A 22,283-nucleotide genomic window follows, 5' to 3' on the forward strand; every position below is an offset into this window, starting at 1 on the left:
CGCCGCGATCCCGCCGCCTATCTGGCCATCCTGGAACAGCAAGCTTGCCAGCTGATTTTGCCGGCCTACTTTTTTTGGCGCGCGGCTTCCAGAGCCTCTCGGAGGATCTCAGTTTCCATGGTCTTGCGACCGAGGAGGCGCTCCAACTCGCGCACCTTCGCCTCGAGCTCGCGGACACGGCTCGCGGCCACCACGTCCTCGTCGGCCCTGACCGCCTCTCAGCCACCCTCGGCCATGCGTCGCCTCCACCCGAAGAGAAGGCTGGGGGAAACGCCGTGGAGCCGGGCGACGGCCGAGACCGTTATGCCGGGCTGCATCGTCCCCTCGACCAGCCGAACCTTCTCCTCGGCACTGTAACGCCTTCGGCGCTCACGGCCGGTGATGATGTCAACGCGCTCGAGGGGCTTCGACATAGGCGCACGCCGAGGCTTACGCCCAGGCCCTCACGGTTGCGCCGCCTGTCCTGTCGAATTGGGGGCCGCTCCAAAGCACGATGTTGACCGGCGTACTCGCTGATCGGCCGGGCGCGATAAGGGGGAGGCACCCTGCAGGCCCGAGATTATACATTCGGAAGTCGATTGCGTTGGGAGGTGGGGATACGTCCCGCAGGAAGTGAACGAGAGGACGCGGACTGCTTCCGAAGCTACCGTGCCTCCCCCGCCGGCTACGCCACCCCCGCGTTCCTCAGGCGAGCCTGTGCCAAGCGTACGGCTTCTTCGGAGAAGAGGTGCGCATGCTTGATCGCCAGGTACTCGGCCGTCAAATCGTGAAGTCCACCCTCGACCAGCAACCAGAGCTACGCCTTCTAGCATGTTGATTGTCACTGAGAACTGACCCGGGTCTGAGTGAACCCCTGTGGCTAGACCACTTGGCGCTCCGGAACCGATACGCTGGCGGGATTTTCAATCAGGAGAAGGTCATGCCATCACGAGGTCCCTGCCGGCGCCAGGATGCGGACATCAGCACCGCATCATACGACGAACGTTTGCCACGGCTGCGATCTGGCCGTGCCAGTGCCGCATTCAGCACCGCGCGGAAGATCTCGATATCCACTATCCCAGCAAGGCGCGCTAGCGGATCGCCCACCGCGGAGAGCACGGCGTACCGCTCATCGACATCGAAGAAGCCAAGCTGACCTGCCATCGCTACTGCCTCTCTTGGTCGATCTCAGTAAATCATCTCAGCGCCTCAGCCGCGAGGTTCTTCGCGTTTCCAACTGTGCGGCAGTCTTGGCGCTTGTTCTCTGATTTGAAAGTCTTACCAGCCTCAGCCACTTTGGCTTACTCTGTGCCCTATTCCTGAGCTTTAGCCTCGCGGGAAGGCCACCCGGATCCACTGCGTACAGGCAAAGAAATCTTTGGCTAGCAGCACCGGCTCACTAGAGGTCTCGATCGTGACCCACGGCCGTCCGGCTGCGGTCCCTGCAGCGTCGTCGAAATCCGCATCTGGGTCCTGTCGACGGATTGCTTCCAACGCATCCTGCGGTGTCGTCGCACCCGGAAGCCAGTCGGGTAAGGGTTGGCACAACCGCCGCTGGGCATGCACCACCTGCCACTGCATCTTCCGCGCCTCCTGCTCGCGCGCCCGCGCCTCCCGCGCCGCATTACGGCGCTGCTCGCGGGCGCAGGGCTCGGGGTTGTTGCTGCACCAGCGAGAATACTGCGCCTGCAGATCCTGCGACTGCTCGGTCCAAGACGCCTGCGGCATGCCATGCCAGAAGGATCGGAAGTTCTCCTGGCCCGGTCCATGTGCGATTGCCTCCTCCCGCGCAAGTGCTTGGCGTCGCTCTTCCTGCTGTGCCGCGCGGGCCGCCTCACTGCGTTGCATGGCGTCGATCCCGGCTTGGCGCCGCTCGCGCCCGGACCAAGTGTTGGCAAGGGAGCGGTAGGCGACATCGAAGATCCGCCGGTCGTAAACTTCCTCCGGCTCATTCCGCTGCTGTGGCAGCGCGGCACGCAGGCGCTGGATCATGGCGGCGAGTTGATCACGCTGCTCAGCCGTCAGCGGTGTGCCGTCGGGCCGTGTGACCGCGCCCAGATCATCCTCGTCCGCGTCGGGATCGGCACTGTAATCGTCGGCCTTCACGCCACCGCCAGGCGGCACCCTGCTATCTTCGTCGCTCGGCGCCTGGGCGATGGCCGTAGAGGATGTACAGGCGAGCATCGCGATGACGGCAAAAATGCAGCGCATCCTCATGGGGCGTAATCCTTTTCAGCAGGCTGTCGCTCCAGGAGAGGGAGTGCAGCCTTACCCTGTGATTACAGTGACCTCACGGTTTCGGAAACAGTATGAGAGTCGAAATCTTGCTCTCACTGCCCGTTTGAGAATGCTGGCGCTGAAGTGCTCTCGCGTCATCGGGTGCCCAGATAGGCTGGATGTGGACCAAGGAACACCGTGTACGATAGGCAGCTTTTGAGCGGCGCCGCTATCTGACGGGTCAGGAGTGGCAGGTGGTCCGGCCCCTGCGGCCGTCCACCGGTACTCGTGGCAGGCGCGCTGGAGTTAATCTGAGAAAGGTGCTGAACGCCATCCGCTACATGGCCCAAGCGGGAGGCGGATGGCGCATACTGCCGATCCATTTCGAGCCATGGCAGACGATCTGCTGGTGGCTCAGGCGACTGATGCGGCGGTTCCTGTTCATTGCCCTGCACAACATTGCGCTCATGCTCGATCGTGAGCGGGTCAGGCGGGAGGTCAGCCCCGCCGCCAGAGGTTTGGTTGATCTAATGCTGAGAGGTTTTCCAATGATCTCCTCCGGCGCTGCTCTTCCCGCTCAAGTTGCATCGTGTCACCGTCAACACGGGCAAAGAGGCTTCCATCTCGAGCGGTATCCACGGAACACCCGTGCCCCTACATCCCCAACTTGGCCAAGCAGCAGCGAGTTTCTGAGGCGGGCGCGGCGAGGTGAGTAGGAGGTGAAAACGAACAGGCCGAGCATTATCGCTATGTAAGCTTAGATAGTGCTTATGCAGCAGATCAAGCCGCGCAAGTTTGCTTGCGATCTGCGCATTGCCGAAGGCGCCGTATGCCTTCGCTTCGATCATCACAAGTTCATCATCCCACGCAATAAGGAGGTCGATGTCTTCTTGATTGCCCTCAACAAGCCTCCGCCCTTCCAGTAGCTCATTTGGCTGAGGTTTATTCAGCGCAGTTTCACCCTTCATGTAAAGGGTCAGGGCGCCGGCTAGCCATCCGATGTGATAGTCTGTAGCCCACCACGCTACCTCCGGAATGCCGGACGTGATGTCCAGCTTTTCTGCAACACGGCGGCGGAAGTCTGCTCCGAGGCGTAATGGTGCATTCTTGTGTCCCAGAGCATCACGGATCAGAAGATTGCGCTCCTTGCGATTGAAGCGTTCGAGAACGTCAGCCAGTGTGCTCACCATTCTTGATTCCTCTGCGTCTACAGGATTTTACGGATAGTGCAGATTGATACCCGCTATCTCATTGTGTCAGGCGTGCAGCTCTACTGGCGGGTTGATCGCCAATCTGTTCTTTAACGCATCTCCACGTGCTCTTGCTGTGCGCAGCTTCAGGCCAGCGCAGCAGCATCAGATCGTGGAAGAGATCATACCAGGCCTGTCTGCGGATAGCTTCATCGTTGCCGAAGCGGCTCTTGTGCCGTAGCCAGATTTCTTCCTCGTCCCGCAGGAAAATGTATTCGAGGTAGCTGCTATAAGGGTGAGGAGTGCCCAGGAAGCTCCTGAACATCGACCGGAGAACCGTCGGCAAACCTCTTGATCTGAAATGCACCGGATCCCATCGATCCTTCCATTCAATACCAAAATCTTCGACGAGCACAGCCAGCATGCGGCGATGATAATTACGGACATCAGGATCTCCGTGGTTCTGGCGAAGTGATCCTTCCTCAAGGATAATTTGACAAAGATGCGCGAACGTCACTTCACCATCAGTCGTCATCGTCTTGTCCAAGAATACTCTCCATCTGGATGGATGAAAGCCGATGCGCTGGAGCGGAAGCTAAGTAAACGAGATTGGGAAGCCCAGTTACAGGCGCCTGAGGCTGACGTAATGCGCGTCGCCACGGAGATCGAAAGCGCCGCTTTGTAGTCCGAAGCGCTGGGCGATCATCTCGGGCCATGGTGCCTTCTGTAGCTGGGAATCGGCGTAGACAACGAAGCGCTCTGTCGGAACATGATAAATGACACGACCACGTGGCCATTCCTCATACTCGGACCAGATCGGCACCATTGGCAGTTTCATCCTGCGCAAGGCCGATGGGCCCATGGCTGCGAGGCGCGTCCAGTGCTCATAATGCCCGCCATGCGTGAGGAACTCGCCATAGGCTTCGCCCCGTGCAACAGGAACAAGGTCGACCAGCAGCATCCTCTGCTGCCTGTCTTCAGCGATGCCCCAGAAAATCCCAATGCAAGGTTCAAGGGTTATGGAACTGCTCTCCTGCCACTGATCTTCGAACTACGCACTGGAAGTCATCACCTCACCGTTGGGACTGATGCAGATGCGAGGAAGAGGTGAAGATTGATGGCTGGGGCACAGCGAACACCTTGCCCGTCTCTGCACGGAGCCGCAGTTTCGTGCGGCGCCCCAAAACCGGATTGATGTTATCTTTGATTCTGACACCCTTTGCGAAGGCGGCAGCATCGATGACCTTCTCGTAATCTGCACGCCAGCTTGGTTCCTCTGCCAAGCGGCGCCCAGTTTCGGCAATGATGTCGCTGCGCCATCCTTCTGAATCTGTAATCTCCTGCGCGCACTCGACGAAGCGCTGGATCACCTGCTCCCGTAATTTGTGCCAGTTGGCACGTGAGGGCGGCAGGAGAGGTAGGACTGCCTCCGTGATCAGGAAGACGATTTGCTCGGCCGGATCACGGCCGTTCTTCCGTGCAAGTTGCCGGACAGCTTCGTCAATCTCAGGTTCAAGGCGTAGACCGATAACGGGTCCTTTCGACATGAGCTTCCTCCAACAAGACACTTCACACTAGTTAACACGTACCAATAGTGATGGCAAGTTAGATGTTAACATCTGTTTTAAGGGTCTGTCAGGCCCCCAACCGTCTGCTCCCGAGCGACCCGCGAATCGTGCTGGCCCGGCTGCTGAAAGGCGCTCGGTAGCTGTCGTGGTCAAGTTGGGCTGCGGAGGCGACTTTTAAGCGCAAGGAGCGAGTGAAGGCACAGGAGACTACGACTGGAACGGCAAGGTCTCGGCGCAGGGATCCTGCGCGGTACCGTTTGGTACCGCGACGTGGCGCAGGGCGGCGGGAGGGAACTCTATAGCTGAGACGCGGGGTTGCCGATGTGACAGATCACTGCTTATGAATGACAGGTTGACGAGCCGACCCATTCAGAAGGGAAAATTCGTGCCTCGGATGGAAGGAGCTGCGGCCCCGTCCTATCGAGCCGATGAAGATCTCATCCTGCTGCTGGTTGGTGCTCTGCAACACGTGTTGGCAAGAAGCCTCACCGTCTCAGACCATTCGACGATGGACAGGTTCGAGGATGCCTCGCTTCGTCGTCATGATGTTCTTGGGGGAAGCGATATGTCTCACTCGTATGTTGTGTATCTCCGCACCCGACCGAGCGAGCCGGAGGTTTCGGCAGGGGCACTAGCTGTGCAGCGGGCTGCCGTGCAAGCAGAGGTGGGCAGTGCCGCGTCCATCATCGAGTTCATCGAGGCGGAAGGCGACAGTGATGATCAGGACCGGCCCGCCTACAGGGCGGCCTGGCAGCTCGTATCAGAATCTGCTTGTGGCGACGGCCCGGTCCTGATCATTGCCACGCGTGAGGCGATCGGTGGCGGCCAGCCCTTCATCTCCGATCCGATCGTGTTGAAGCAGCCTGGTCCAGAGCCGAGCACAGTCGCCGAAGGTCGTCCACCTGAGGAACCGCGCTATGTTCCCCTGGTGATCGAACTCGACGCACCGCTGCACCCAGATCTCTCCCTGATCGAGCCACCTGCCGGCGCTCCCGCGCCGATCTGCCTCTATGCCGATCCGCGTCCTGGGCAACTCCGGACCCTGATCTACCTGTGCAACACCGGGTCGGACATCCTGCGGGACGTCACCGTGCACATGAACGAGATCAGCATAGCCGAGTTCTACCGGAGCCGCGGACCTGTCGAGCAGTGGGTGGAGGCGGACGATGCTTCTGTGGAGCGCTGGGAAAATCTTGAACCGGGCAGCGGTCTGCTCCTGTCCGTGATCTCCCACACTTTCAACGACGTGGTGGAGGGATACGTTCTCCGCTTCACCGATGCTGCGGGAGTTCGGAGGAAGCTGAGGGCGATCAGTGCAGGTCTGAGTGCGGCTTCCGGGGGAGGAGCGGAGCAACGCTGGGTCGCCTTTCGCCCCTGCCTGGCAGAGGGCGGCTCTGGATGAGGCGGGACTTGGCCGGATCCTTGGCTCACTCGTGTTCTGAGCCAATGCCGCACAAGGAAGCGATGATCGCGCTGTGGCCGGGTGTCGGCAGCCTCCCGGCTCGGCGTGGCGTCGTCCCGGGGCGGACACCGGTTCACTTCGAAGATCATGAACCGTTCCACGACACGCGGCTGACACGGTCCTGCGCGTCGCGAAGACGATGGCAGGACAAGAGCCAGAAACGGCGGACGTCTTGCGAGGCCTCACAACACGCGATGGGCTATGTGACACCCGGCTTCGCATGATCGAGGCGGCTAAGGCTTCTCCCAGCCGGCGAGCACGGCACGGGCCATGGCCAGCTTGGTGTTCGCGGCTTCTCCGAGCGGCCAGGAAGCCTGAACCCGGGGGCTCGGGTGCGGCAGGCCGAGCACCGCGCAGGTGTGGCTGGCGCCCTCGCCCAGGTCAAACGTGACCTCCGGCTGCCATTTGCCGTCCTTTGCTGGTTCGTCAGGGTCCGCCGAGGTCCAGTTGGAAGTGTAGCGACGTTGTTCCCCGCGGCGTGTCAGCCGCAGCAGTTCCCAGGTGCTCAGCGCTCCCCCATTGCCCAGGCACACCACGACGCGGGGCCTGACCACGCGCAGGAACACCTGATGCACGGGCCAGCAGTGATCCCACCAAAGGTCCCACGGACCCTCCACACCCTCTGCGTTCCGCGAGCGCACGAAGAGGGCGTTCGTCGAGAAGGTCCGGCGGGGATCGGCGCCCAGTGCCTCGAAGACGGTCCGGATGTTGTTCTGGAACGGGCTGTATGTCCCATCGCGGCCGTATCGCTCATCGGCCCACTCGTTCCACCCCGACCTGGTGCCCGCGTCGGCGAGCGATGCGCCCACCGTTCCTGCGCCCGGGATGTCGCCTTCGTCCGCAACTCCGCCGGGGTTATAGCCCATGACGTAGAGGGCGCCGGGCGCGATCGTGTCGGCGCCACTGAACAACACCCCGCCGGAGCGGTGCTCGATGCCTGCGAGGAGGGTGGCGACCTGGGCCAGTGGCATGCTTCGTCCTTTAGGGAGCCCTGGGGGCGTTGCGGTGGCTTCCCGACACAGCAAGCCTCCGCCGGAATGCCGCTCTGGTCCAGCCGGTTCCGCGTTCCGGGACGTCCATGCTTGACCTGACGTATCGAGAGGAATCTTCCGGCGCGATGGGGACGACCTACGATGCATGATCTTTTTGCCAAGTTGCCACAGCCAATTCCCGGTTAGCCACGAGGACGCCTGCCCCGTCGCGGACACTGGTGCGGAACCCGCCGCCACCAGGCTCTTGGCAACGCCGAACCCGGCTGATCCGACCTGCTTCAGGTAGCCTGTGTCGCACTGGAGCCTACTCGGGCGCCCGCAGCCGCACCCCGGCACCCTGCCTGCCGTCTGCCGGGATCAGCAGCACCCCGGCCGCCTCCAGCGCCTCGGCCAGCCGTCGGGTGGTGGTAGCGCGCGGCGCGGTGTTGCACAGTTCGAAATCCGCCAGGGTGCGGGACGGCACGCCGCTGGCCTCCGCGAGATCCTCGCGTGACCAGTTCAGCAGCGCCCGTCCGGCCCGGCACTGCGCCGGTGTGATCGCATCATTCATGCAGTTCAGCGCTTCTCATGTCGCACAATATCTGCGACATCAGCAGAGCCGCGCAAGCGGCACTCGGTCTGGCGGTGTCCGGCATGGCATGGCGGGCTGGGTCTGGTAAGCCAAGCACTGGCATGGTGAGCCGAGGCAAGGGAAAGGGGCGCCTCCGGGCGCCCCTTCGCATGTCTGGGCTGGTGCCCCCGCCGCGGCTTCGGGCGCTGCGCTCTTGCGAATCGCATGATTTATGCGGTTTGCTTGGGGCATGACCTGCCCCTTGCGGCTCCTGGCCGCTCCCCGGTGACCTACGAGCAGTACATCGCCTCCGCCCAGTGGCGGCGCCTGCGCCTGCGGGCGCTGGCGCGCGACGGCGGGCGCTGCCGGCTGTGCGACGCGGCGGAGGATCTCGAGGTGCACCACCGCCGCTACCCGCCGCCCGGCCAGTGGCGGCGCGACCGCCTCGCGGCGCTGACCACCCTGTGCCGCGCCTGCCACCACGACACCACCACGAGGCTGCGCGCCCGGCGCTACGCCGCGCTGGCGCCGGTGGTGGTGCGCGACCTTGCCCGCGTCACCCCTTGCGTGGAGATCCCGCATGAGCGCCTACCAGAGCCTTTGCTTCCGAATCACCGGCGTCGCACCCCTGCTGATGCACAATGGCCGGCTGGTCGACCCGCTGGACCCGCACTCGAAGAACATCGCCGCGCTGAGTGGCAAGCGGAACAAGACCGACGCCGACCATGAGGAGATCGCCCGGCGCGAGTTCTTCGGCGGCCTCTACGTCAGCGACGGCGCGCCCTGCCTGCCGGCGGAGATGCTGGAAGCGGCGCTGGCCCGCGGTGCCGCCAAGCAGAAGCGCGGGCCGGCGGCGCGCGCCGGGCTGCTGGTCGAGCACAACGCGGCGCTCGACTACCAGGGTCCGCGCGAGCCGCAGGCGCTGTGGGAGGATGCGCGCTTCCGGCTGCGGGTGGCGGCGCGGGTCGGCACCGCCAAGGTGATGCGCACCCGGCCGCGCTTCGACGGCTGGAGCGCCGCGATCGAGATCCGCTTCCTGCCGTCGCTGCTCAATGCCGCCGAGGTGCGCGCCTTTCTGGTCACCGCCGGCGAGCAGATCGGCCTCGGCGACTGGCGGCCGCGCTTCGGGCGCTTCGCGGTGGAGCAGGAGCCGGCCGGGGCCAACCCTGCGGGGTCGGCCCCGGCCGCTGCGCGATCAGCCCGGCGCCGGGTGGGCTGAGCCGCTCCAGGCGTCGCCCTCGGTCAGTTGCAGCACCTCGCGGCAGAGCGCGTGCAGGTCCCAGCCGTCCGGCATCACCGTGCCGTCGGCGTGCTGGCAGCGGGTCAGGTAGACCCGCACCTTGGCGCGTAGCCCCGGCACGGCGGTGGGCGGCGTCGCCGCGAAGCGGCGGCCCAGCGCCGCCTGCAGCGCCATCAGGCGCTGGCGCCGGTGCCCGGCCTGCCGGGAGCCGGGCTGGTCCGCCTGTTCCTCGGCGCGGCACTCGGCCTCGTAGAGGCGGTGGCAGGCGGCCTCGGCATCGACGATGCGGCGGCACAGGGTGATCAGCGCGGCGTCGGCGCCGCGGGGTTGCAGATCCGTGAGGGACAGCACGCGGCGGCCTCGTGGCGGGCCAGCATCGGGTGTAGGAACGCGCTCAGCCATGATCCTGTTCTCCGTAGGAACGGGGTGGTGGTCAGGCCGGATCGGGGTGGTGCAAACACTCCGGTTCGGCCGCTTGCGATACGGGTTGTCAGAACCTGCATCTGCACTATGATTTTGCATCTTCATTTTCTTGAGTCAAGTTAGGTATTAAGATGCATAATCATGATGCTGACGGGTGAGCAGCTTCGTGCGGCAAGAGCCATGCTGCAGTGGCGCGCCAGCGACTTGGCCGAAAAGGCGGGGGTCAATCTGTCGACGATCCTGCGGGCGGAGAAGGCGAACGGCCCGGTGTCGATGATGCCGGCCAATGAGCGGGCCATCCGCGCGACGCTGGAGGCGGCCGGCATCCGCTTTCTGCCGGATGGCTGCGTCTGCCCGCCGAAGCGGCAGGAGCCCTGAGCCAGCCTGGAGCTTCTTTGTCCGCACCCTGCTTCAAGCATCCTCAGGGGCGCCTTCCGACTTGCGAGGAGCGGCATCGTGGTCCCTGTCAGGCGGCTCCCAGGTTAGCCGCCAGGAAGAACTGCCGGTCCAGCGGGACGGTACCCTGCGACATGAAGGGCGGCATGACCGGTCAGCCTCCGCACGATCCCGATGCCAGCACGTGCAAGCCATGGCCGCGACGGTGGAGGCGAGCGGTTGCTTCCAGGTGCTGCGACAGGTCGGGTCGCGCGCCGATGGAGCCGCTGCCCGGCACGCCCAGAGGGCGGCATGCAGTTCCTTCGCTAGAAGATTACCGAAAGCCCGAGAGGCCGCGATGAGGTGGTGCTGGCGGACCAGCGTCGGTTGCTCCACCTGCTGCAGCTGCAGTCGGTCCAGCCCCTCAAAGCCTCACAAAAGCGACCAGCACTGAAGCTCCGTTCGCCGATGTATTGGCTGGCCTTCACGCGCTGTTCTCGATCCGGTCCTTACCACCCCGCTCCACCCGGTAAGCTACGGTTCCCGGATCGACCCTTACCGGGTCGCATGATGTGAAGGAGCCCACCCATGGGTCACTATAGAGGCGAGATGGTCTCAGAGGATGAGGACCGTCGAAAGCGCACGCAGCGCATCCACTCATCGCCACCCCCCTTCCAGACGGAGAAGGGACTTCAGTTCTTCGCCAAGGACAGTGACGGGCAATGGTTCTACGTCAACCACGCCGGGACGTGGCAAACCTGCCCGCCTCCAGTGCAGTCCTAAGCCCCCGTCAGGCTGTACGCACAACGTGCGGACGGTCATCGACCTCGGCGGTAGGCAGGGATTTGGCGCGCTTGGGTAGGGATTTGGCGCGCTTAGGCTGTACGCACAACGTGCGGACGGTCATCGACCTCGGCGGGCAGGGTGCCGTTCTTTACGCGGCGGTCGTACTCGACCGGGGCCTGGACGTTCCAGGCGATGTGGCAGAGGTGGGATAGGCCGCTCTCGGCGTCCTTCTCCTCGCCCTGCCACCAGGCGATCAGGTGGCGCATCAGGGAGGCATAGACCTTCCCGAACTCCATGCCCTTCTCCCAGTTCCGGTCGCCGTACTTGGAGGCGCCGAAGGCCGCCACCTCGCCGATGGCCGTCAGGATCGAGGGGGCCACCAGATCGATGCGCGGCTTGCCGGCATTGAAGCGCTTGCCCTGGAGGCCGGACGGAGGCGCCAGGTTCTCCACCTTGACGGGGGCAGGAATTGGACCTACGCCTGTGGCGTAATCCGACAAACTGGCACCGAAGGGAAGGGCAAAGATCGTGCCCTCCGGGACCGTCGCCTCGACAACCTTGATCTTTGCCGGGTCAGATGATACGCCTGTGGCGTATTCCACAACATCCTCACGCAGAACCATCTGGGCCAGGTCCGGTTGGGCCTTCTTGCCGTTATCCAGGAAGGCGTAGGCCCAGCTCTGGGCTTCGTTCAGGGTGTCGCTCATGGATTTTCCTCAGGCGCAGCGGCTCAGCACCGCCATCAGGCGGTCATAGCAGGCGCGTTCGCGGTCAGGGGTGTCGAAGGTGGCCCGGTTCAGCACCTGGGTCGCCTCCCAGAGCGCGTCCCAGCCCTCGTGGAAGGGGTCGGCGGCCTTGCGGGCCAGGGCATGCCCGACCCGCCGCGCCAACTGGCCCAGCGCCTGCCTCTCGGCCTCGCTGGGCATCAGCGCGGGGGTCATGCCCCCAGCGCCTCAGCGTGCTCGGCGCGGACCAGCTCCATGTGCGGATAGAACCGGCGCCGGGTGTTGCCTTTTAAGTCAACTCGCTTGTCCGCGAACTCCTCGCCGAACTCGGCCTTGAACTGGCCCCAGGTGCCCTTGTGGCCCTCCTGCAGCGCGGTCAGGGTCCGACGCCGGGCGTAGCGCACGAACGGCTCCAGCGGCTTCAGGCGGGCCTTGGCGTCGTCCTCCATGCGGAAGTCGTACGAGCCGAGGCCGACATCGTGCAGCGCCAGGCGCTGCGCGTGAGACAGCGCCGCCCGGTAATCCCGGCTGGTGGTGCCGGGCGGAACCAGCTTCCGCTCCTGCGCCTTGACCGCGATCTGCTCGCGCACCCCCTTCACCGTGGCGCCCGCCGCCTGAGCCAGGGAGGTGTACTGCTCCTCGCTCATCGCGGCCGGACGCTGCGGCTTGAAGCCGAACTGCTTGAACCCCGCGCGCCCACCCTCGGGCGTCACGTCGGCGAACTCGCTGTCCTTGTGCGGCCTGTACTGTGAGTACAAGCTCGACACCGTCCGCTTGGCCGGACCACCCGGCAGCTGGCGCCCCTCGGTGCCCGAGCTGCCCGCCGGCTTCATGCCGACCGTCGCCGCCTCGCCCCGGTGCTTCGCCCAGCGCGCCTTCGCCGCGGCCCGTCGCTGCTCCCGTTCCTTGTCGGTCAGGGTGCCGCCCATCTTGGCCAGCGCCTCGATCACCTCGCCCTTGCCGAGCCAGGCGTCCAGGCTCCCGAGCAGTCCGGTGTCCCCACTGTCCTCACCTCGCGCGCACGAGGCTGGGGTGAGGACACTAAACTCGACCCCCTCCATTTTCGACAATTTCGGGTCGCTAAGGCTTTGATTCGGCTGAGGCGGGTTGGAGGCAGGTGTCCTCACCTGAGTGTCCTCACCCCTGTCCTCACCCAGTGTCCTCACCCTGTCCTCACCCCCTGTCCTCACCCCCCTGTCCCCACCCTTGGTGAGGACACTTCCAGCGAGCTGCAGGGCCTTGTTCAGACCCTCCTGTGCGGTGCTCATGTCAGGGGGTAGTCCAGGGCTAGACGGTAGCTGTCCCTCACCTTGGTGAGGTGCTCGATCATCTCCTGGACCCTCATGGAGTGACTGACCTGCTGACCGCCGATCTCGCAGGTGAAGGTGATCCAGGGGCTCTGCTGCTCCTCCAGGGCGAGGATCTGCCGGTTCAGGGAAGCGATCTCTCCCCCTACGACGGAGTGCCACACGTTCTGGGTCGGGGTCTCAGTCCGTAATTCCAAGGCGGGCCTCCACTTCGGTCAGAGTACGGGTCACTTCAGGATGGGCGCCGCCGGGGATGGCCTCCTCGGCTTCGAGGTCCTCGTCCCCTGCGGGATCAAGCAGGCTCCCCTGGGCATCGAGGCCCACGGTCTGCAGCAGCTCGGCGGGGACGCCCTGGAGCATGTCGATCATGCCGGCCTGGGTGCCGGGGTCCTGCATCCCCATCCCTGGGCCGCCGGGCATCCCTCCCATCTCGGGAGGCATCATCGGGTTCTGGGGCATGGTCAGCCCTTGCTCGATGCAGCGCCTCATGTCCTGGATGCTCATGAAGCCGAGCGGGCCGACGCCGAACATGATGTGGCCGAGGCCGAGGGGCTCGTCGCCCATGTCCGCCCGGATCTCATCCAGGGAGCGGATGCCCCGCTGCATGAGCTGGAGGTTCTGGGCGTTCTGCCCGGACCGACGACCGGCAGTGAGTGCGCAGACAGCTTTGCTGGGCGAAGGGCAATAATCAGGACTGCGATATTGTAGTTATCTAGAATATAGGCATAAATATGTGGTTTATTTTTCCGAGTTGTATTGAATTATACTATTGGAAGTCCCATGTTAGGCTTGATAGCGGCGCTCATCATGCAGTGTGAAGGCATATCTCTGCTCAGCAGCCCTTCAGCGACTGCCACAGATCCCGCCAAATACCCGCTCCCCAACCCGTCTCGGCAGCTCCTGAGCCGACTGTTGCGGTCCCTTGAGCAAGGCCGAAACCGTGTTGGAGATCATCATGACCCCCACCGACACCCTCCACTATCAGGGCACCACGATCCGCCTGCGCGGCGCGATGCTGAACCTGACCGACATGTGGAAAGCCGCAGGCTCCCCCGGGAACCGCCGCCCGGCCGACTGGCTCGCCCTCGACGACACGAAGCGGTTCCGCAGCCTGGTCGACCGGCATCTGCGGAAACGTCCCGGGCCAGCTGAGTTCAATGCCGGCCTGGCCGGCATTTGCATCGGCACCGATGGCTTCGTGGCCACGGTATGCGGCGCTGGCGGCGGAACCTGGGCTCACTGGCATCTGGCCCTCGCCTACGGTCGCTCCCTTTCCATGGCCTTTCACCTGTGGTGCAACACCGTGGTGCGCGCCGCCATGGAGAAGCCGGAGAACCGTCTCACCCGGAAAGGCGCGCCGTGGCGCAGCCAGCTTGTCCAGTCCCTTCAGGAGCTGCACCGCCGGTTCGACATTCTCGACCGGCACGCGGCCGACCTGATGTTCCTGCAGCTTTCCTCCCAGGATCTCCTGCTCGGTCACCGGCGGGACTTCTCAAAGTCGAGCCAGGCGACCATCATCCGCGCGGTGCAGGGGGAACCGTTCGACAGCCGTTGCCCCTGCTGCGGCCGGACGCCCGTCCTCGACGCGGCCGGGCGCCCGGCGGCCGGGGCGGAGTTCGACCATTTCTTTCACCGCGGCCTGAACCGCCCCGAGCATGGCTGGCTGATCTGCACGCACTGCCACGCGGAACTGACCCATGGCGGCTATCTCGCCCGGTTCGCCCGCATGCCCGAGTTCCGCGGCTTCCAGGCCGCCGTGCTGGCGCAACGGCCGCGACCGCAACTCCGCTCAAGCCAGCCGGTGCATGAGGCACTCACCCATCCTGTCCTCCTGCTCCCGGCCGAGGGAGCGCAGCAGCCCCATGATCTCTCATCGAGATCATGGGGTTTTCTGCGTCTGGACCCTGGATCGGGATGCCCGGCATCCGCCGGAGCCAGCAGAACCCCTCCGCCCGGCTGGAAACATGGCCAGGCTTCCAGCAAGCGGCTTGGCAGCGAGAGAATGTTCGGACCTGACCATCGAGCACAGACTGGGCTGCCAATGACGATGGCTGGAAGCGCCTTCAGGAGATCTGGATTTCAATCGAGCGGACGGCGCTCTCCTCTTTCAATAGACCTTGCCCCTATGATCGGGCACTGTCCGCTCCGGAATGCCGATCAATAGAGCCTCTTCCGAGCTTTTGATCGTGCTGGATCAAAGAGTGAGCCTGAGCCTCAGCTAGGGATTGTGGTAGGTCAGGAAAACATCGATGTGGTGGCGTCTTCAGTCCGGGACCGGACACAAGGACCCATGATCGCCAACTGTTCCGCTGAAGGCCCGTCTTCTGGACAGCCTGCCTCTATCTAGAAATCTTGCTCTGAAAAATGGGATTCAGAAATCGCCCGAGGTCCCGGTTCGACTGCGCCCGCACCGTATCGTCGACGCCGATCAGATAGGGCTCGTCCTCAACGCATAGCACGAGAATGGCCCGCCGCAGCAGCGGGCCCGACATCGATAAGCCACTCCTGAGGTCTCGGACGTTGCCATCCGCCTGAACACGCAAACGACAATGATTGAGCAACCGCCCGATCGATCGCCGCGGCTGTCCTCCATCCCATTGATGCAAGGCATCAGGATACGCGATCGCCTGTACAGCTGAGCCACCAGCCCGGGTCTCGGCGGCGAACTCTCCGCATCGCGCCGGGTCGATCAGCGCGTCTTGTCCGCCGTACAGCATCAGCAGCGGTGCACCGGTGGTGCGCGGTTCGGCAAATCCAGCGATGCACGGCCCGTAGAATGCAGCATGTGCGGCAAACCGTTCGCCGTCTGGCGCCATCAGCTCGGCGACGCCGGCATTGAGAGCGTACATCGTCGCCATCGCCCCGTAGGAGAAGCCGATCAGGGCGACTCGTTTGGGGTCGACTGCAGGGCGCTGAGCCAAGTAGCGAAGGCCGGCATAGGCGTCGGCAATGGCCATGCTTTCGGTCACCTCGAGCAGCCGCTCGGTGAAGCCGATAGCGCGGTCACGGCGGGCGCCGAACACGTCAACCACGAGCGCTGCAGCACCCATCGCGGCGAATTGGCGACCATAGCTGTGCTCACGGGCGCTCAACACGCCGCCGGCCCCGTGCAGCAACACGACCGCTGGGCGAGATCGCGGCGGAGCATTGTCGATCCCCCTCGGGAGGTAGAGCGTGCCAACTGCCGTTGTCAGCTCGGCATGAGGCGCGTCGCGGGGCGTGAAGGGGCTGCTGCTGGGAAAGGTGACCGGATGGCCCTGGATGCCCACCGTCTCCGCTCCTGAAGGCCAGGGGTCCTCGAGCTGCCAGCCATCCTGCGTTGAGGCAGCATGCCCCGCGCTTCCGATCATGAAGGGCAGGCAACTGAGTAACATCACGGCACCGGCGAGTGCATGCTTGAGCGTCATCGGACGTTCGTCTCCATCGACTGGCGCACCCACACATTGGCTTTGATGGCCGGTCGCAAGCCGTATGCAGGCCGATGCCGCGTGATCGTGATTCGCAAGAATGGCGTGACGAGCAGCGCTAATCGGCTGCATTTCAACCAGGCGACGGGCCAGGCTGCCTAGGTGCAGGCCAGGGAGGAGGCGCCACGATCGTCGGTGTTCCTGGCTAAGAGGCTGGCTGGAAACTCATGCGGAACGACCAAGGCGCCTGACGAGGAGCATGATGGCGGCGACGGAGAGAAAGGCCTCTGCGGAAGCGACGGTCCGCTCGAAGTTCTTGCCGAGCCTGCAGTTGCGGTTCAGCCAGGCGAAGGTTCTCTCCGATGGCGGGCTGTTCGGTCAGACTGGCCCTGACAGTCACCCGGCCCCACGGGGTGTGGACCTGGTCAGAGCCTTGGCCAAGTTGGACGCATCGGCACAAGGATCGGGAGGACGCAACCGGTCTCTCCGTTTTTTCATTGGTCAGACATGAGCAGTGAGACGAGCAGCATGAGCAGCATCCTCAAGACGGCGCCGGTGGCATCTGACGCGTCTCTCCCGACCTTTCATGATCAGCTCGTCGCCCTGCTGCCGCGCCTTCGCGTTCAGGCCGTGTCCATGACCCGCAACCGGGTTGACGCGGACGACCTGCTGCAGGCGGCCATCGCCAATGCCCTTGCAGCGCAGCACAGCTTTGCTCCGGGGACGAACTTCGGCGCCTGGATGTTCCGTATCCTGCGCAACCGCTTCCTCTCCGACATCCGCTGCAGGCGCAACAACTGCGACATCGACAGCGCACCCGTCAAAGCCCTGGCTCGTCCCGGGGTCCAGGAACACAGCCTAGCCCTCGGTGAGCTGCGTCGCCGCTTGGCCGATCTTCCTCACGACAACCGCGCCGCCCTGATGCTGGTGGTCGTGCAGGGCATGTCCTACGAGGAAGCGGCCGAAGTGATGAACTGCGCGGTCGGCACCGCCAAGTGTCGCGTGTTTCGGGCCCGCCAGCAGCTCGAGGTATGGCTGATGGGCGAGGGACCCTCGGCGCGTCGAGCCGCCAAGGCCCGGGCCAGGGCTGGCGAAGGAACCCGGCGCCACGACAAGGCCAGCACCGATCGCGTCGAGTCTCGGCTTGCTGGGGCGCTGACTGCGCCTCCGGCGGGCTGATGGACGAGGCTGAGGACAGGCGCGGGGCGGCGCAACAGGCCCGCCACGCCAGCCATCCAAGATCAGGGCAGATGCGCAGATCCAGACCCGACGCGGCGCTTGATGAATGGCTTCAGCATGACCTGCGCGCCATGTTCGACGATGTCACGCAAGAACCGGTTCCGGACGAGCTTCTTCAGCTCATCCAACAAGCCGACAAGTAGGTGATCGGAGCAGGTCCAGTTTCATTTGCCGCATGCAGGCTGGTTCGCAAGATCATGCAAAGGTGGTTCGCGTGAAGCTGCGGACCGCGATCGATCATCGTCAACTGGAGCGAATTCCAACTGAAGTGCGACAGGTTGAGCATTGAGCTTTACTTGGCGTTTTGGGTGGAGGCGAGAGCAGCCTGGAATGCCTCGTGAGCGGTTCAGTAGCCCGGGCCCTTGCGCGGCGTGCCGTTCAGGTGCGCGGCGAGTTGGGCCAAATCCGCGGGCGCGAGGACACCGATAACGGTGTTCTGAGGCAGGTAGCGCCGGAGCCGCCCGTTGGCGTTTTCCACGCTGCCTTTCTGCCAGGGGCTATGCCGATCAAAGAAGAACCGGCCTTCGGGCAAGGTCCGGCTCCAAGCGTCGTGGCGCAGAAACGCCCTGCCGCGGTCGAAGGTGATGCTCCGGCGGGCGCTGCACGGCTATGCGTTGAGGGCTGCGTTGCTCGTGCCGAGCAGTCTGGCTGAAATGCCGGCTGGCGTTGGCCAGCAGGATCGTGAAGCGGCTCTGCCGCTCCAGCAGCCTCGTGACATTGGCCTTGGCGTGCTGCTGAGCGAAGATCACCAGGTCGCATTCCCAATGCCTCCTCGGGCAGGTTGCCGATCCAGTGGGCCGGTGGGATGCTGGACGCACGAAGCTTCGGCCCATGCGTCGCTGTCTGCGGCGGCGGGCAATGGGCAGCAAGGCGTACAGCTGCTCCTGCTGCCCCTCTGGTCCATACACGTAGTGGTCGATGGTCTCGTGGCAGAGACCAGGGCTTCCGGGATGATCCAGAGCCAAACGGCCCGCGATCTGCTGCGGTGATCAGCCCAACTGCAGATGCTGCTCGACATGCTGCCGCAAGCCTGGGTGGACTTGCAAGCCGGCTGCGAGCGCGCCTTCAGCGAGCGGGTGTCCGGCGTAGCACGGCGGCCGCGACTGGAGAACTCACCGTGCTTCATTGCCGTTCCAGCTGGCCATCACTGCACGCTCTGGCGGTGGCGCAAGAGCTCCGGGTCTGCAGGCCGTCATGCCTGAGACTTGAGCAATCCGCACGTCCCCTCACATAATCCTTGCACCCGCCGGAACCCTTGGCCGGGACACTCCCGTTCGAACACGGAGCCTGCATGCGGATCCTGGCCATCGGACCTCGCGCCTATCTCGGCGATGTCTACCTCACGCTGCGGCGGGAAGGACATGACGTGCGCGTCTTCGCCGAGGATCCGCCGGAGCTGCGGGCCTTCGGAGGCTTGATCGACTGCGTCGACGACTGGCGGGCGGAGCTGGATTGGGTCGGGCGGGAGGGCGTGGTCTTCTTCGAGCGGGTCGGGCGCGGGGCGCTGCAGGATGAGTTGCGGGCCCGGGGCTTCCGCGTCGTCGGCGGCAGCGCCTTCGGCGATCGGCTGGAGCAGGAGCGGGAGTTTGGCCAGTCTGTTCTGCGGGACGCAGGGCTCGCGATCGCCGAAAGCCGGTCCTTTGACCATCCTTCGCTGGCGCTCGAATGGCTGAACCGCAACCCCGGGCGCTACGTGCTGAAGCACGATGACACCGGACGCACCACCTTTGTCGGCGACCATCCACACGGGGCGGACCTCGCCTTCATGCTGCGCCGCGCCGGCGAGGGCCGCGTGCTGCTGATGGAGCGCCTGGACGGGGTGGAGGTCGGCGTCGGCGCCTATTTCGACGGCACCCGCTTCCTGCGCCCGGCCTGCATCGACTTCGAGCACAAGCGGTTCTTTCCGGGCGAAACCGGTGAGATGACGGGCGAGATGGGTACCCTCGCCACCTTCGATGATTCCGAGACCCTGTTCGCCGCGACGCTGGATCGGCTTGCTTCCCGCTTCGCCGCCGCTGGCCATGTCGGGTACATCAACCTCAACATGATCGTGAACGAACAGGGCGTCTGGCCGCTGGAGTTCACCTGCCGCTTCGGCAATCCCGGCTTCGCGGTGCTGGCGGCGCTGCAGCCGGATGGCTGGGGCGACCTGATGGCGCGCATGGCCGCGGGAAGCTCGGCGGCAACCATCGGGCGCTTCACCACCCGCCCGGGCTGGTCGGTGGCCATTGTCCTGACCGTGCCACCCTTCCCTGCCCACACCGAGACGGCCTTGCCGGAGGAGGACCCGCCCGTCTTCTTTCTTCAACCGCCGAGGGGCGCGGAGCTGGACCGCTACCACCTGGTGGACATGCGCCTGGAGGACGGGCAGCTCCTGGGCCGCCGCCGTTCCGGCCATTTGATGATCGTCACCGGGGCCGGCCCCAGCGTGCAGGCGGCCCAGCAGGACGCGCAGGCGCGGGCGCGCAACGTCGTCGCGCCCGAACTGCGCTGGCGGGCCGACATCGGCGACCGCTTCCTGAACGGCGAGCAGGACCGCCTCCGCGCCCTGGGCTGGCTGCCCGCCGCCTCCTGATCGAAGCCTTAAGCTGCCGCCGCGCGGAGGCGTTCCTCCATGGCCACGATGCCCGGCGCATCCACGTTGGCGAAGGCGATCCGGAGATGCGCCTCCTCTCCGGCAAAGGCCGGTCCGGGCAGGCACATCAGCCCGTGTTGCGCCGCCAGTCGCTCCGCGACGGTCCAGGCCGAGGCATCCCCGAACGGGTGCCGCACATAGGCGAAGTAGGCGCCGAGCGACTGCAGTTCCCAGCCCGGCAGGCGGGAGAAGGCGGCGCGCACGGCCTCGGCCCTGGCCTGCATCTCCGTGCGGTTGGCGCCCCGCCAGGCGCCGAGGGCGCCGAGCCCCCAGGTCAGTGCGGCCTGCCCTGCCCGTGCGGCGCAGATCTGCACGCAGTCCATGACCTTGCCGAGTTCCGGCAGCAGGGCGGCGGGCGCGCCCATGGCGCCGAGCCGGTGTCCTGGGATCGCGAAGGATTTGGAGAAGCTGTAGATCTGGATCAGGTTCTCCGGCCAGCCCTCGCCGGAGAGCAGCCCATGCGGCCGGTCCAGCCCTGCCGGCAGGAAGTCCCGGTAGGTTTCGTCCAGCACCAGCCAGATCCCGCGCTTGCGGCACAGGGCGAGGAAGTCAGCGATCACCTCGGGCGGGTAGATCGCACCGGTCGGGTTGTTAGGCGTGACGAGGACGATGGCTCGCACCCGCTCATCGATCAGTGACGCCGCCTCGTCCGGATCCGGCACGAAGCCCCGCTCGGCGCGGCAGGGCAGCGGGCGCGGCTCCACGCCCAGCATGTCCAGCGTCATGCGGTGGTTGAAATACCAGGGCGCGGGCAGCAGCACCGCGTCACCGCGCTGGGCCAGCGCCGTCATCGTCACGTGGTAGGCCTGGTTGCAGCCGGCGGTGATGGCCACCTGCGCCGCACCGGTTCGGCCGCCATACACGGCGTCGAGCTCGGCGGCATAGGCTTCCCGCAACGCCGCATCTCCCATGATCGGGCCATAGGTGGCGAAAGCGGGATCTCCCGCCGCGCGGGAGAGATGTTCCAGCATGCCGGGTGCCGGTGGATGCGCCGGTACGGCCTGGCACATGTTCAGCAGCGACCCCGCATGTCCGTCATAATGGCCGCCCCAGGCCTGCACCTCCGGGATGGGCGGGCTGCCCGTATCGAGCAGGCTGGGGTTCAGAAACGGCATCGATCATCCCGTCAGGCTGCAGGCGCATGGCCCAAGGCCGCGCTCATGGTTCTGACAACAAGGAAGAGGGGCAAAGAGTTGAGCGCTGACGGAGCGGCGCCGCCCCTGGGTTACCGGCACACGGCACGTCACGGCTCCGGCTGGACAACAAGAGTCCATCGTAGGTGCGCTTGCTCCTGAGAAGAAGGATCTTCTCCTGCTTCGGCTCCAGATCAGCTTCCTCCGTGCGCTGCCTCAACCGTGAGCTTGGTCATGCGTTCTTATTGAAAACACGGAGGATCTCATGGGCACCACTCAGACTGACTCCGAAGCAACTGGCTTTGCCGAGTTCGACCAGACTGCCCAGAAGATCTCGGACGAAGCCTCAGATAGCATGGGACGCATATCTGGATCGCCGAAGCAGGGTTTTGTCTATGCTGAGGATGCGTGGAAGGAAATGAGCCGCTTCACGACATCGGCTATAGCCGGTATTCATCAGCGGCCCTTCACGAGCCTCCTGGCCGCTGGCGCACTAGGCTGGGTGCTGGGCCTGCTCGCCGGCCGTCAGCGGTAAAACCATGATGCGTCTGTGCAGCGTTGGCCGGGTGCTTGCCCCCTGCACTGGCTGTCCCTGACCAAAGTCGAGGCTGGATGCTGCCGCTTGACGAAAGCAGCTCCCAGCCGAAGCTCATTTAAGGTGCCGCGCAAGGTGCTTGTTCATCTCGAACATCGTCACCTTGTCCTTACCGAACACCGCCCGCAGCTTGTCGTCAGCCAGGATTTCGCGGCGGTCATCCGGGTTCTGCAGCTTGCCTGCCTTGATGTATTCCCAAATCTTGCTGACCACTTCGCCACGGGCAAGCTTTCCTTCGCCCACAACCGCAGCCAGCTCGGGTGATGGCTGGAGAGGCTGCTGAAGCGCATTGGGCTTCTTGGTGGGAGCTTTCGTCGACTTGTCTTGAGCCTTCTCGGAAGTGGAAACCTTGGCTGCTTTAGCAGGCTTCTTTTCGGTCGTTTAGAGATGGTCCCCGGATTTCGGACAGTTGGATAAGCTCGGTTCGGCCTGAGAAGGACGGACCCGATGACGGGCAAGC

The 22,283-nt window shown here is 64.7% G+C and carries 26 protein-coding genes and 4 pseudogenes; 10 read left to right on the forward strand and 20 right to left on the reverse strand.

What is annotated here, in order from left to right; genetic code table 11:
- Nucleotides 1–68 precede the first annotated feature (68 nt).
- The 3 genes and pseudogenes from D2K64_RS25655 to D2K64_RS20305 all read right to left on the reverse strand — a co-directional run.
- A pseudogene (locus D2K64_RS25655) lies at nucleotides 69–413 on the reverse strand (transposase); the annotation flags it as partial.
- A 493-nt stretch (nucleotides 414–906) separates the two neighbouring features.
- A complete protein-coding gene (locus D2K64_RS20300; RefSeq protein WP_120010202.1) occupies nucleotides 907–1,143 on the reverse strand; it encodes a hypothetical protein in 237 nt (78 codons plus the stop codon).
- Between the two features lie 162 nt (nucleotides 1,144–1,305).
- On the reverse strand, nucleotides 1,306–2,196 hold the full coding sequence (locus D2K64_RS20305; RefSeq protein ID WP_120010203.1) for a hypothetical protein: 891 nt from the start codon (nucleotides 2,194–2,196) through the stop codon (nucleotides 1,306–1,308).
- Nucleotides 2,197–2,429: 233 nt separating this feature from the next.
- On the opposite strand from D2K64_RS20305, the pseudogene D2K64_RS26290 reads away from it, so the two are divergent.
- Nucleotides 2,430–2,633, forward strand: a pseudogene (locus tag D2K64_RS26290) (transposase); the annotation flags it as partial.
- 90 nt (nucleotides 2,634–2,723) lie between these two features.
- On the opposite strand, the gene D2K64_RS25660 reads toward D2K64_RS26290, so the two are convergent.
- The 4 genes from D2K64_RS25660 to D2K64_RS24640 all read right to left on the reverse strand — a co-directional run bounded on the left by D2K64_RS25660 (nucleotide 2,724) and on the right by D2K64_RS24640 (nucleotide 4,933).
- On the reverse strand, nucleotides 2,724–3,386 hold the full coding sequence (locus tag D2K64_RS25660) for a hypothetical protein (RefSeq protein WP_238384332.1): 663 nt from the start codon (nucleotides 3,384–3,386) through the stop codon (nucleotides 2,724–2,726).
- A 58-nt stretch (nucleotides 3,387–3,444) separates the two neighbouring features.
- Nucleotides 3,445–3,933 (reverse strand): hypothetical protein, encoded by a 489-nt coding sequence (locus tag D2K64_RS24635; RefSeq protein WP_157985985.1) that lies wholly within the window; start codon nucleotides 3,931–3,933, stop codon nucleotides 3,445–3,447.
- 75 nt (nucleotides 3,934–4,008) lie between these two features.
- Nucleotides 4,009–4,347 carry a hypothetical protein gene (locus tag D2K64_RS20315; RefSeq protein WP_120010205.1) on the reverse strand — a complete coding sequence of 113 codons (339 nt, stop codon included), beginning with the start codon at nucleotides 4,345–4,347 and terminating at the stop codon, nucleotides 4,009–4,011.
- A 112-nt stretch (nucleotides 4,348–4,459) separates the two neighbouring features.
- Complete coding sequence (locus D2K64_RS24640) at nucleotides 4,460–4,933, reverse strand: hypothetical protein (RefSeq protein ID WP_157985986.1); 474 nt, start codon at nucleotides 4,931–4,933, stop codon at nucleotides 4,460–4,462.
- Between the two features lie 373 nt (nucleotides 4,934–5,306).
- Between D2K64_RS24640 and D2K64_RS20320 the strand changes: the two genes are divergently transcribed.
- Nucleotides 5,307–6,356, forward strand: a complete 1,050-nt coding sequence (locus D2K64_RS20320; RefSeq protein WP_157985987.1) for a hypothetical protein — start codon at nucleotides 5,307–5,309, stop codon at nucleotides 6,354–6,356.
- A 293-nt stretch (nucleotides 6,357–6,649) separates the two neighbouring features.
- Here the strand turns inward: D2K64_RS20320 and D2K64_RS20325 are convergent, their stop codons facing one another.
- Together D2K64_RS20325 and D2K64_RS20330 are read right to left on the reverse strand one after the other, a co-directional pair.
- The gene (locus D2K64_RS20325) at nucleotides 6,650–7,387 is read right to left on the reverse strand and encodes a uracil-DNA glycosylase family protein (RefSeq protein ID WP_157985988.1); all 738 of its coding nucleotides are present in this window, start codon (nucleotides 7,385–7,387) and stop codon (nucleotides 6,650–6,652) included.
- 325 nt (nucleotides 7,388–7,712) lie between these two features.
- Nucleotides 7,713–7,958, reverse strand: coding sequence for a helix-turn-helix domain-containing protein (locus tag D2K64_RS20330; protein ID WP_120010208.1), 246 nt, complete (start codon nucleotides 7,956–7,958; stop codon nucleotides 7,713–7,715).
- A gap of 580 nt (nucleotides 7,959–8,538) precedes the next feature.
- Between D2K64_RS20330 and D2K64_RS20335 the strand changes: the two genes are divergently transcribed.
- Nucleotides 8,539–9,177 (forward strand): hypothetical protein, encoded by a 639-nt coding sequence (locus D2K64_RS20335; RefSeq protein WP_120010209.1) that lies wholly within the window; start codon nucleotides 8,539–8,541, stop codon nucleotides 9,175–9,177.
- Here D2K64_RS20335 and D2K64_RS20340 read toward each other — a convergent pair.
- Nucleotides 9,154–9,600, reverse strand: a complete 447-nt coding sequence (locus D2K64_RS20340; protein ID WP_157985989.1) for a hypothetical protein — start codon at nucleotides 9,598–9,600, stop codon at nucleotides 9,154–9,156. The genes D2K64_RS20335 and D2K64_RS20340 overlap by 24 nt on opposite strands.
- Before the next feature lie 162 nt (nucleotides 9,601–9,762).
- Here D2K64_RS20340 and D2K64_RS20345 point away from each other — a divergent pair, with 162 nt between their 5' ends.
- Both D2K64_RS20345 and D2K64_RS20350 read left to right on the forward strand, forming a co-directional pair.
- Nucleotides 9,763–9,999, forward strand: a complete 237-nt coding sequence (locus D2K64_RS20345; RefSeq protein WP_202910769.1) for a helix-turn-helix domain-containing protein — start codon at nucleotides 9,763–9,765, stop codon at nucleotides 9,997–9,999.
- 585 nt (nucleotides 10,000–10,584) lie between these two features.
- The gene (locus D2K64_RS20350) at nucleotides 10,585–10,779 is read left to right on the forward strand and encodes a hypothetical protein (protein WP_120010212.1); all 195 of its coding nucleotides are present in this window, start codon (nucleotides 10,585–10,587) and stop codon (nucleotides 10,777–10,779) included.
- Between the two features lie 92 nt (nucleotides 10,780–10,871).
- On the opposite strand, the gene D2K64_RS20355 is transcribed toward D2K64_RS20350, so the two are convergent.
- The 5 genes from D2K64_RS20355 to D2K64_RS20375 all read right to left on the reverse strand — a co-directional run bounded on the left by D2K64_RS20355 (nucleotide 10,872) and on the right by D2K64_RS20375 (nucleotide 13,378).
- Nucleotides 10,872–11,489 (reverse strand): dATP/dGTP diphosphohydrolase domain-containing protein, encoded by a 618-nt coding sequence (locus D2K64_RS20355; protein ID WP_120010213.1) that lies wholly within the window; start codon nucleotides 11,487–11,489, stop codon nucleotides 10,872–10,874.
- A 9-nt stretch (nucleotides 11,490–11,498) separates the two neighbouring features.
- On the reverse strand, nucleotides 11,499–11,723 hold the full coding sequence (locus D2K64_RS20360) for a hypothetical protein (protein WP_120010214.1): 225 nt from the start codon (nucleotides 11,721–11,723) through the stop codon (nucleotides 11,499–11,501).
- Nucleotides 11,720–12,457, reverse strand: coding sequence for a hypothetical protein (locus D2K64_RS20365; protein WP_157985990.1), 738 nt, complete (start codon nucleotides 12,455–12,457; stop codon nucleotides 11,720–11,722). The genes D2K64_RS20360 and D2K64_RS20365 overlap by 4 nt, the downstream gene beginning before the upstream one ends.
- 314 nt (nucleotides 12,458–12,771) lie before the next feature.
- A complete protein-coding gene (locus D2K64_RS20370; protein ID WP_157985991.1) occupies nucleotides 12,772–13,011 on the reverse strand; it encodes a hypothetical protein in 240 nt (79 codons plus the stop codon).
- Nucleotides 12,995–13,378, reverse strand: coding sequence for a hypothetical protein (locus tag D2K64_RS20375; protein ID WP_157985992.1), 384 nt, complete (start codon nucleotides 13,376–13,378; stop codon nucleotides 12,995–12,997). Before D2K64_RS20375 ends, D2K64_RS20370 begins: the two co-directional genes overlap by 17 nt.
- A 391-nt stretch (nucleotides 13,379–13,769) precedes the next feature.
- Here D2K64_RS20375 and D2K64_RS20380 point away from each other — a divergent pair, with 391 nt between their 5' ends.
- Nucleotides 13,770–14,978 (forward strand): KilA-N domain-containing protein, encoded by a 1,209-nt coding sequence (locus D2K64_RS20380; RefSeq protein ID WP_157985993.1) that lies wholly within the window; start codon nucleotides 13,770–13,772, stop codon nucleotides 14,976–14,978.
- A gap of 175 nt (nucleotides 14,979–15,153) precedes the next feature.
- On the opposite strand, the gene D2K64_RS20385 is transcribed toward D2K64_RS20380, so the two are convergent.
- A complete protein-coding gene (locus tag D2K64_RS20385; protein ID WP_238384333.1) occupies nucleotides 15,154–16,221 on the reverse strand; it encodes a dienelactone hydrolase family protein in 1,068 nt (355 codons plus the stop codon).
- A 225-nt stretch (nucleotides 16,222–16,446) separates the two neighbouring features.
- Nucleotides 16,447–16,581: pseudogene (locus D2K64_RS25665) on the reverse strand (IS5/IS1182 family transposase); the annotation flags it as partial.
- A 168-nt stretch (nucleotides 16,582–16,749) separates the two neighbouring features.
- Between D2K64_RS25665 and D2K64_RS20390 the strand changes: the two are divergent.
- Complete coding sequence (locus tag D2K64_RS20390; RefSeq protein ID WP_120010219.1) at nucleotides 16,750–17,400, forward strand: sigma-70 family RNA polymerase sigma factor; 651 nt, start codon at nucleotides 16,750–16,752, stop codon at nucleotides 17,398–17,400.
- A complete protein-coding gene (locus D2K64_RS20395) occupies nucleotides 17,400–17,603 on the forward strand; it encodes a NepR family anti-sigma factor (protein WP_120010220.1) in 204 nt (67 codons plus the stop codon). Before D2K64_RS20390 ends, D2K64_RS20395 begins: the two co-directional genes overlap by 1 nt.
- A 203-nt stretch (nucleotides 17,604–17,806) precedes the next feature.
- Here the strand turns inward: D2K64_RS20395 and D2K64_RS20400 are convergent, their stop codons facing one another.
- Complete coding sequence (locus D2K64_RS20400) at nucleotides 17,807–17,992, reverse strand: hypothetical protein (RefSeq protein ID WP_120010221.1); 186 nt, start codon at nucleotides 17,990–17,992, stop codon at nucleotides 17,807–17,809.
- A 759-nt stretch (nucleotides 17,993–18,751) separates the two neighbouring features.
- On the opposite strand from D2K64_RS20400, the gene D2K64_RS20410 reads away from it, so the two are divergent.
- Complete coding sequence (locus D2K64_RS20410; RefSeq protein WP_120010223.1) at nucleotides 18,752–20,035, forward strand: phosphoribosylamine--glycine ligase; 1,284 nt, start codon at nucleotides 18,752–18,754, stop codon at nucleotides 20,033–20,035.
- An 8-nt stretch (nucleotides 20,036–20,043) separates the two neighbouring features.
- On the opposite strand, the gene D2K64_RS20415 is transcribed toward D2K64_RS20410, so the two are convergent.
- On the reverse strand, nucleotides 20,044–21,210 hold the full coding sequence (locus tag D2K64_RS20415) for an aminotransferase (protein WP_120010224.1): 1,167 nt from the start codon (nucleotides 21,208–21,210) through the stop codon (nucleotides 20,044–20,046).
- 283 nt (nucleotides 21,211–21,493) lie between these two features.
- On the opposite strand from D2K64_RS20415, the gene D2K64_RS20420 reads away from it, so the two are divergent.
- Nucleotides 21,494–21,763, forward strand: a complete 270-nt coding sequence (locus tag D2K64_RS20420; protein WP_120010225.1) for a hypothetical protein — start codon at nucleotides 21,494–21,496, stop codon at nucleotides 21,761–21,763.
- A gap of 114 nt (nucleotides 21,764–21,877) precedes the next feature.
- Here the strand turns inward: D2K64_RS20420 and D2K64_RS20425 are convergent.
- Nucleotides 21,878–22,087 (reverse strand): annotated as a pseudogene (locus D2K64_RS20425) (SWIB/MDM2 domain-containing protein); the annotation flags it as partial.
- Between the last annotated feature and the right edge of the window lie 196 nt (nucleotides 22,088–22,283).

The sequence above is a fragment of the Teichococcus vastitatis genome (assembly GCF_003604215.1).
GTDB lineage: Bacteria > Pseudomonadota > Alphaproteobacteria > Acetobacterales > Acetobacteraceae > Pseudoroseomonas > Pseudoroseomonas vastitatis.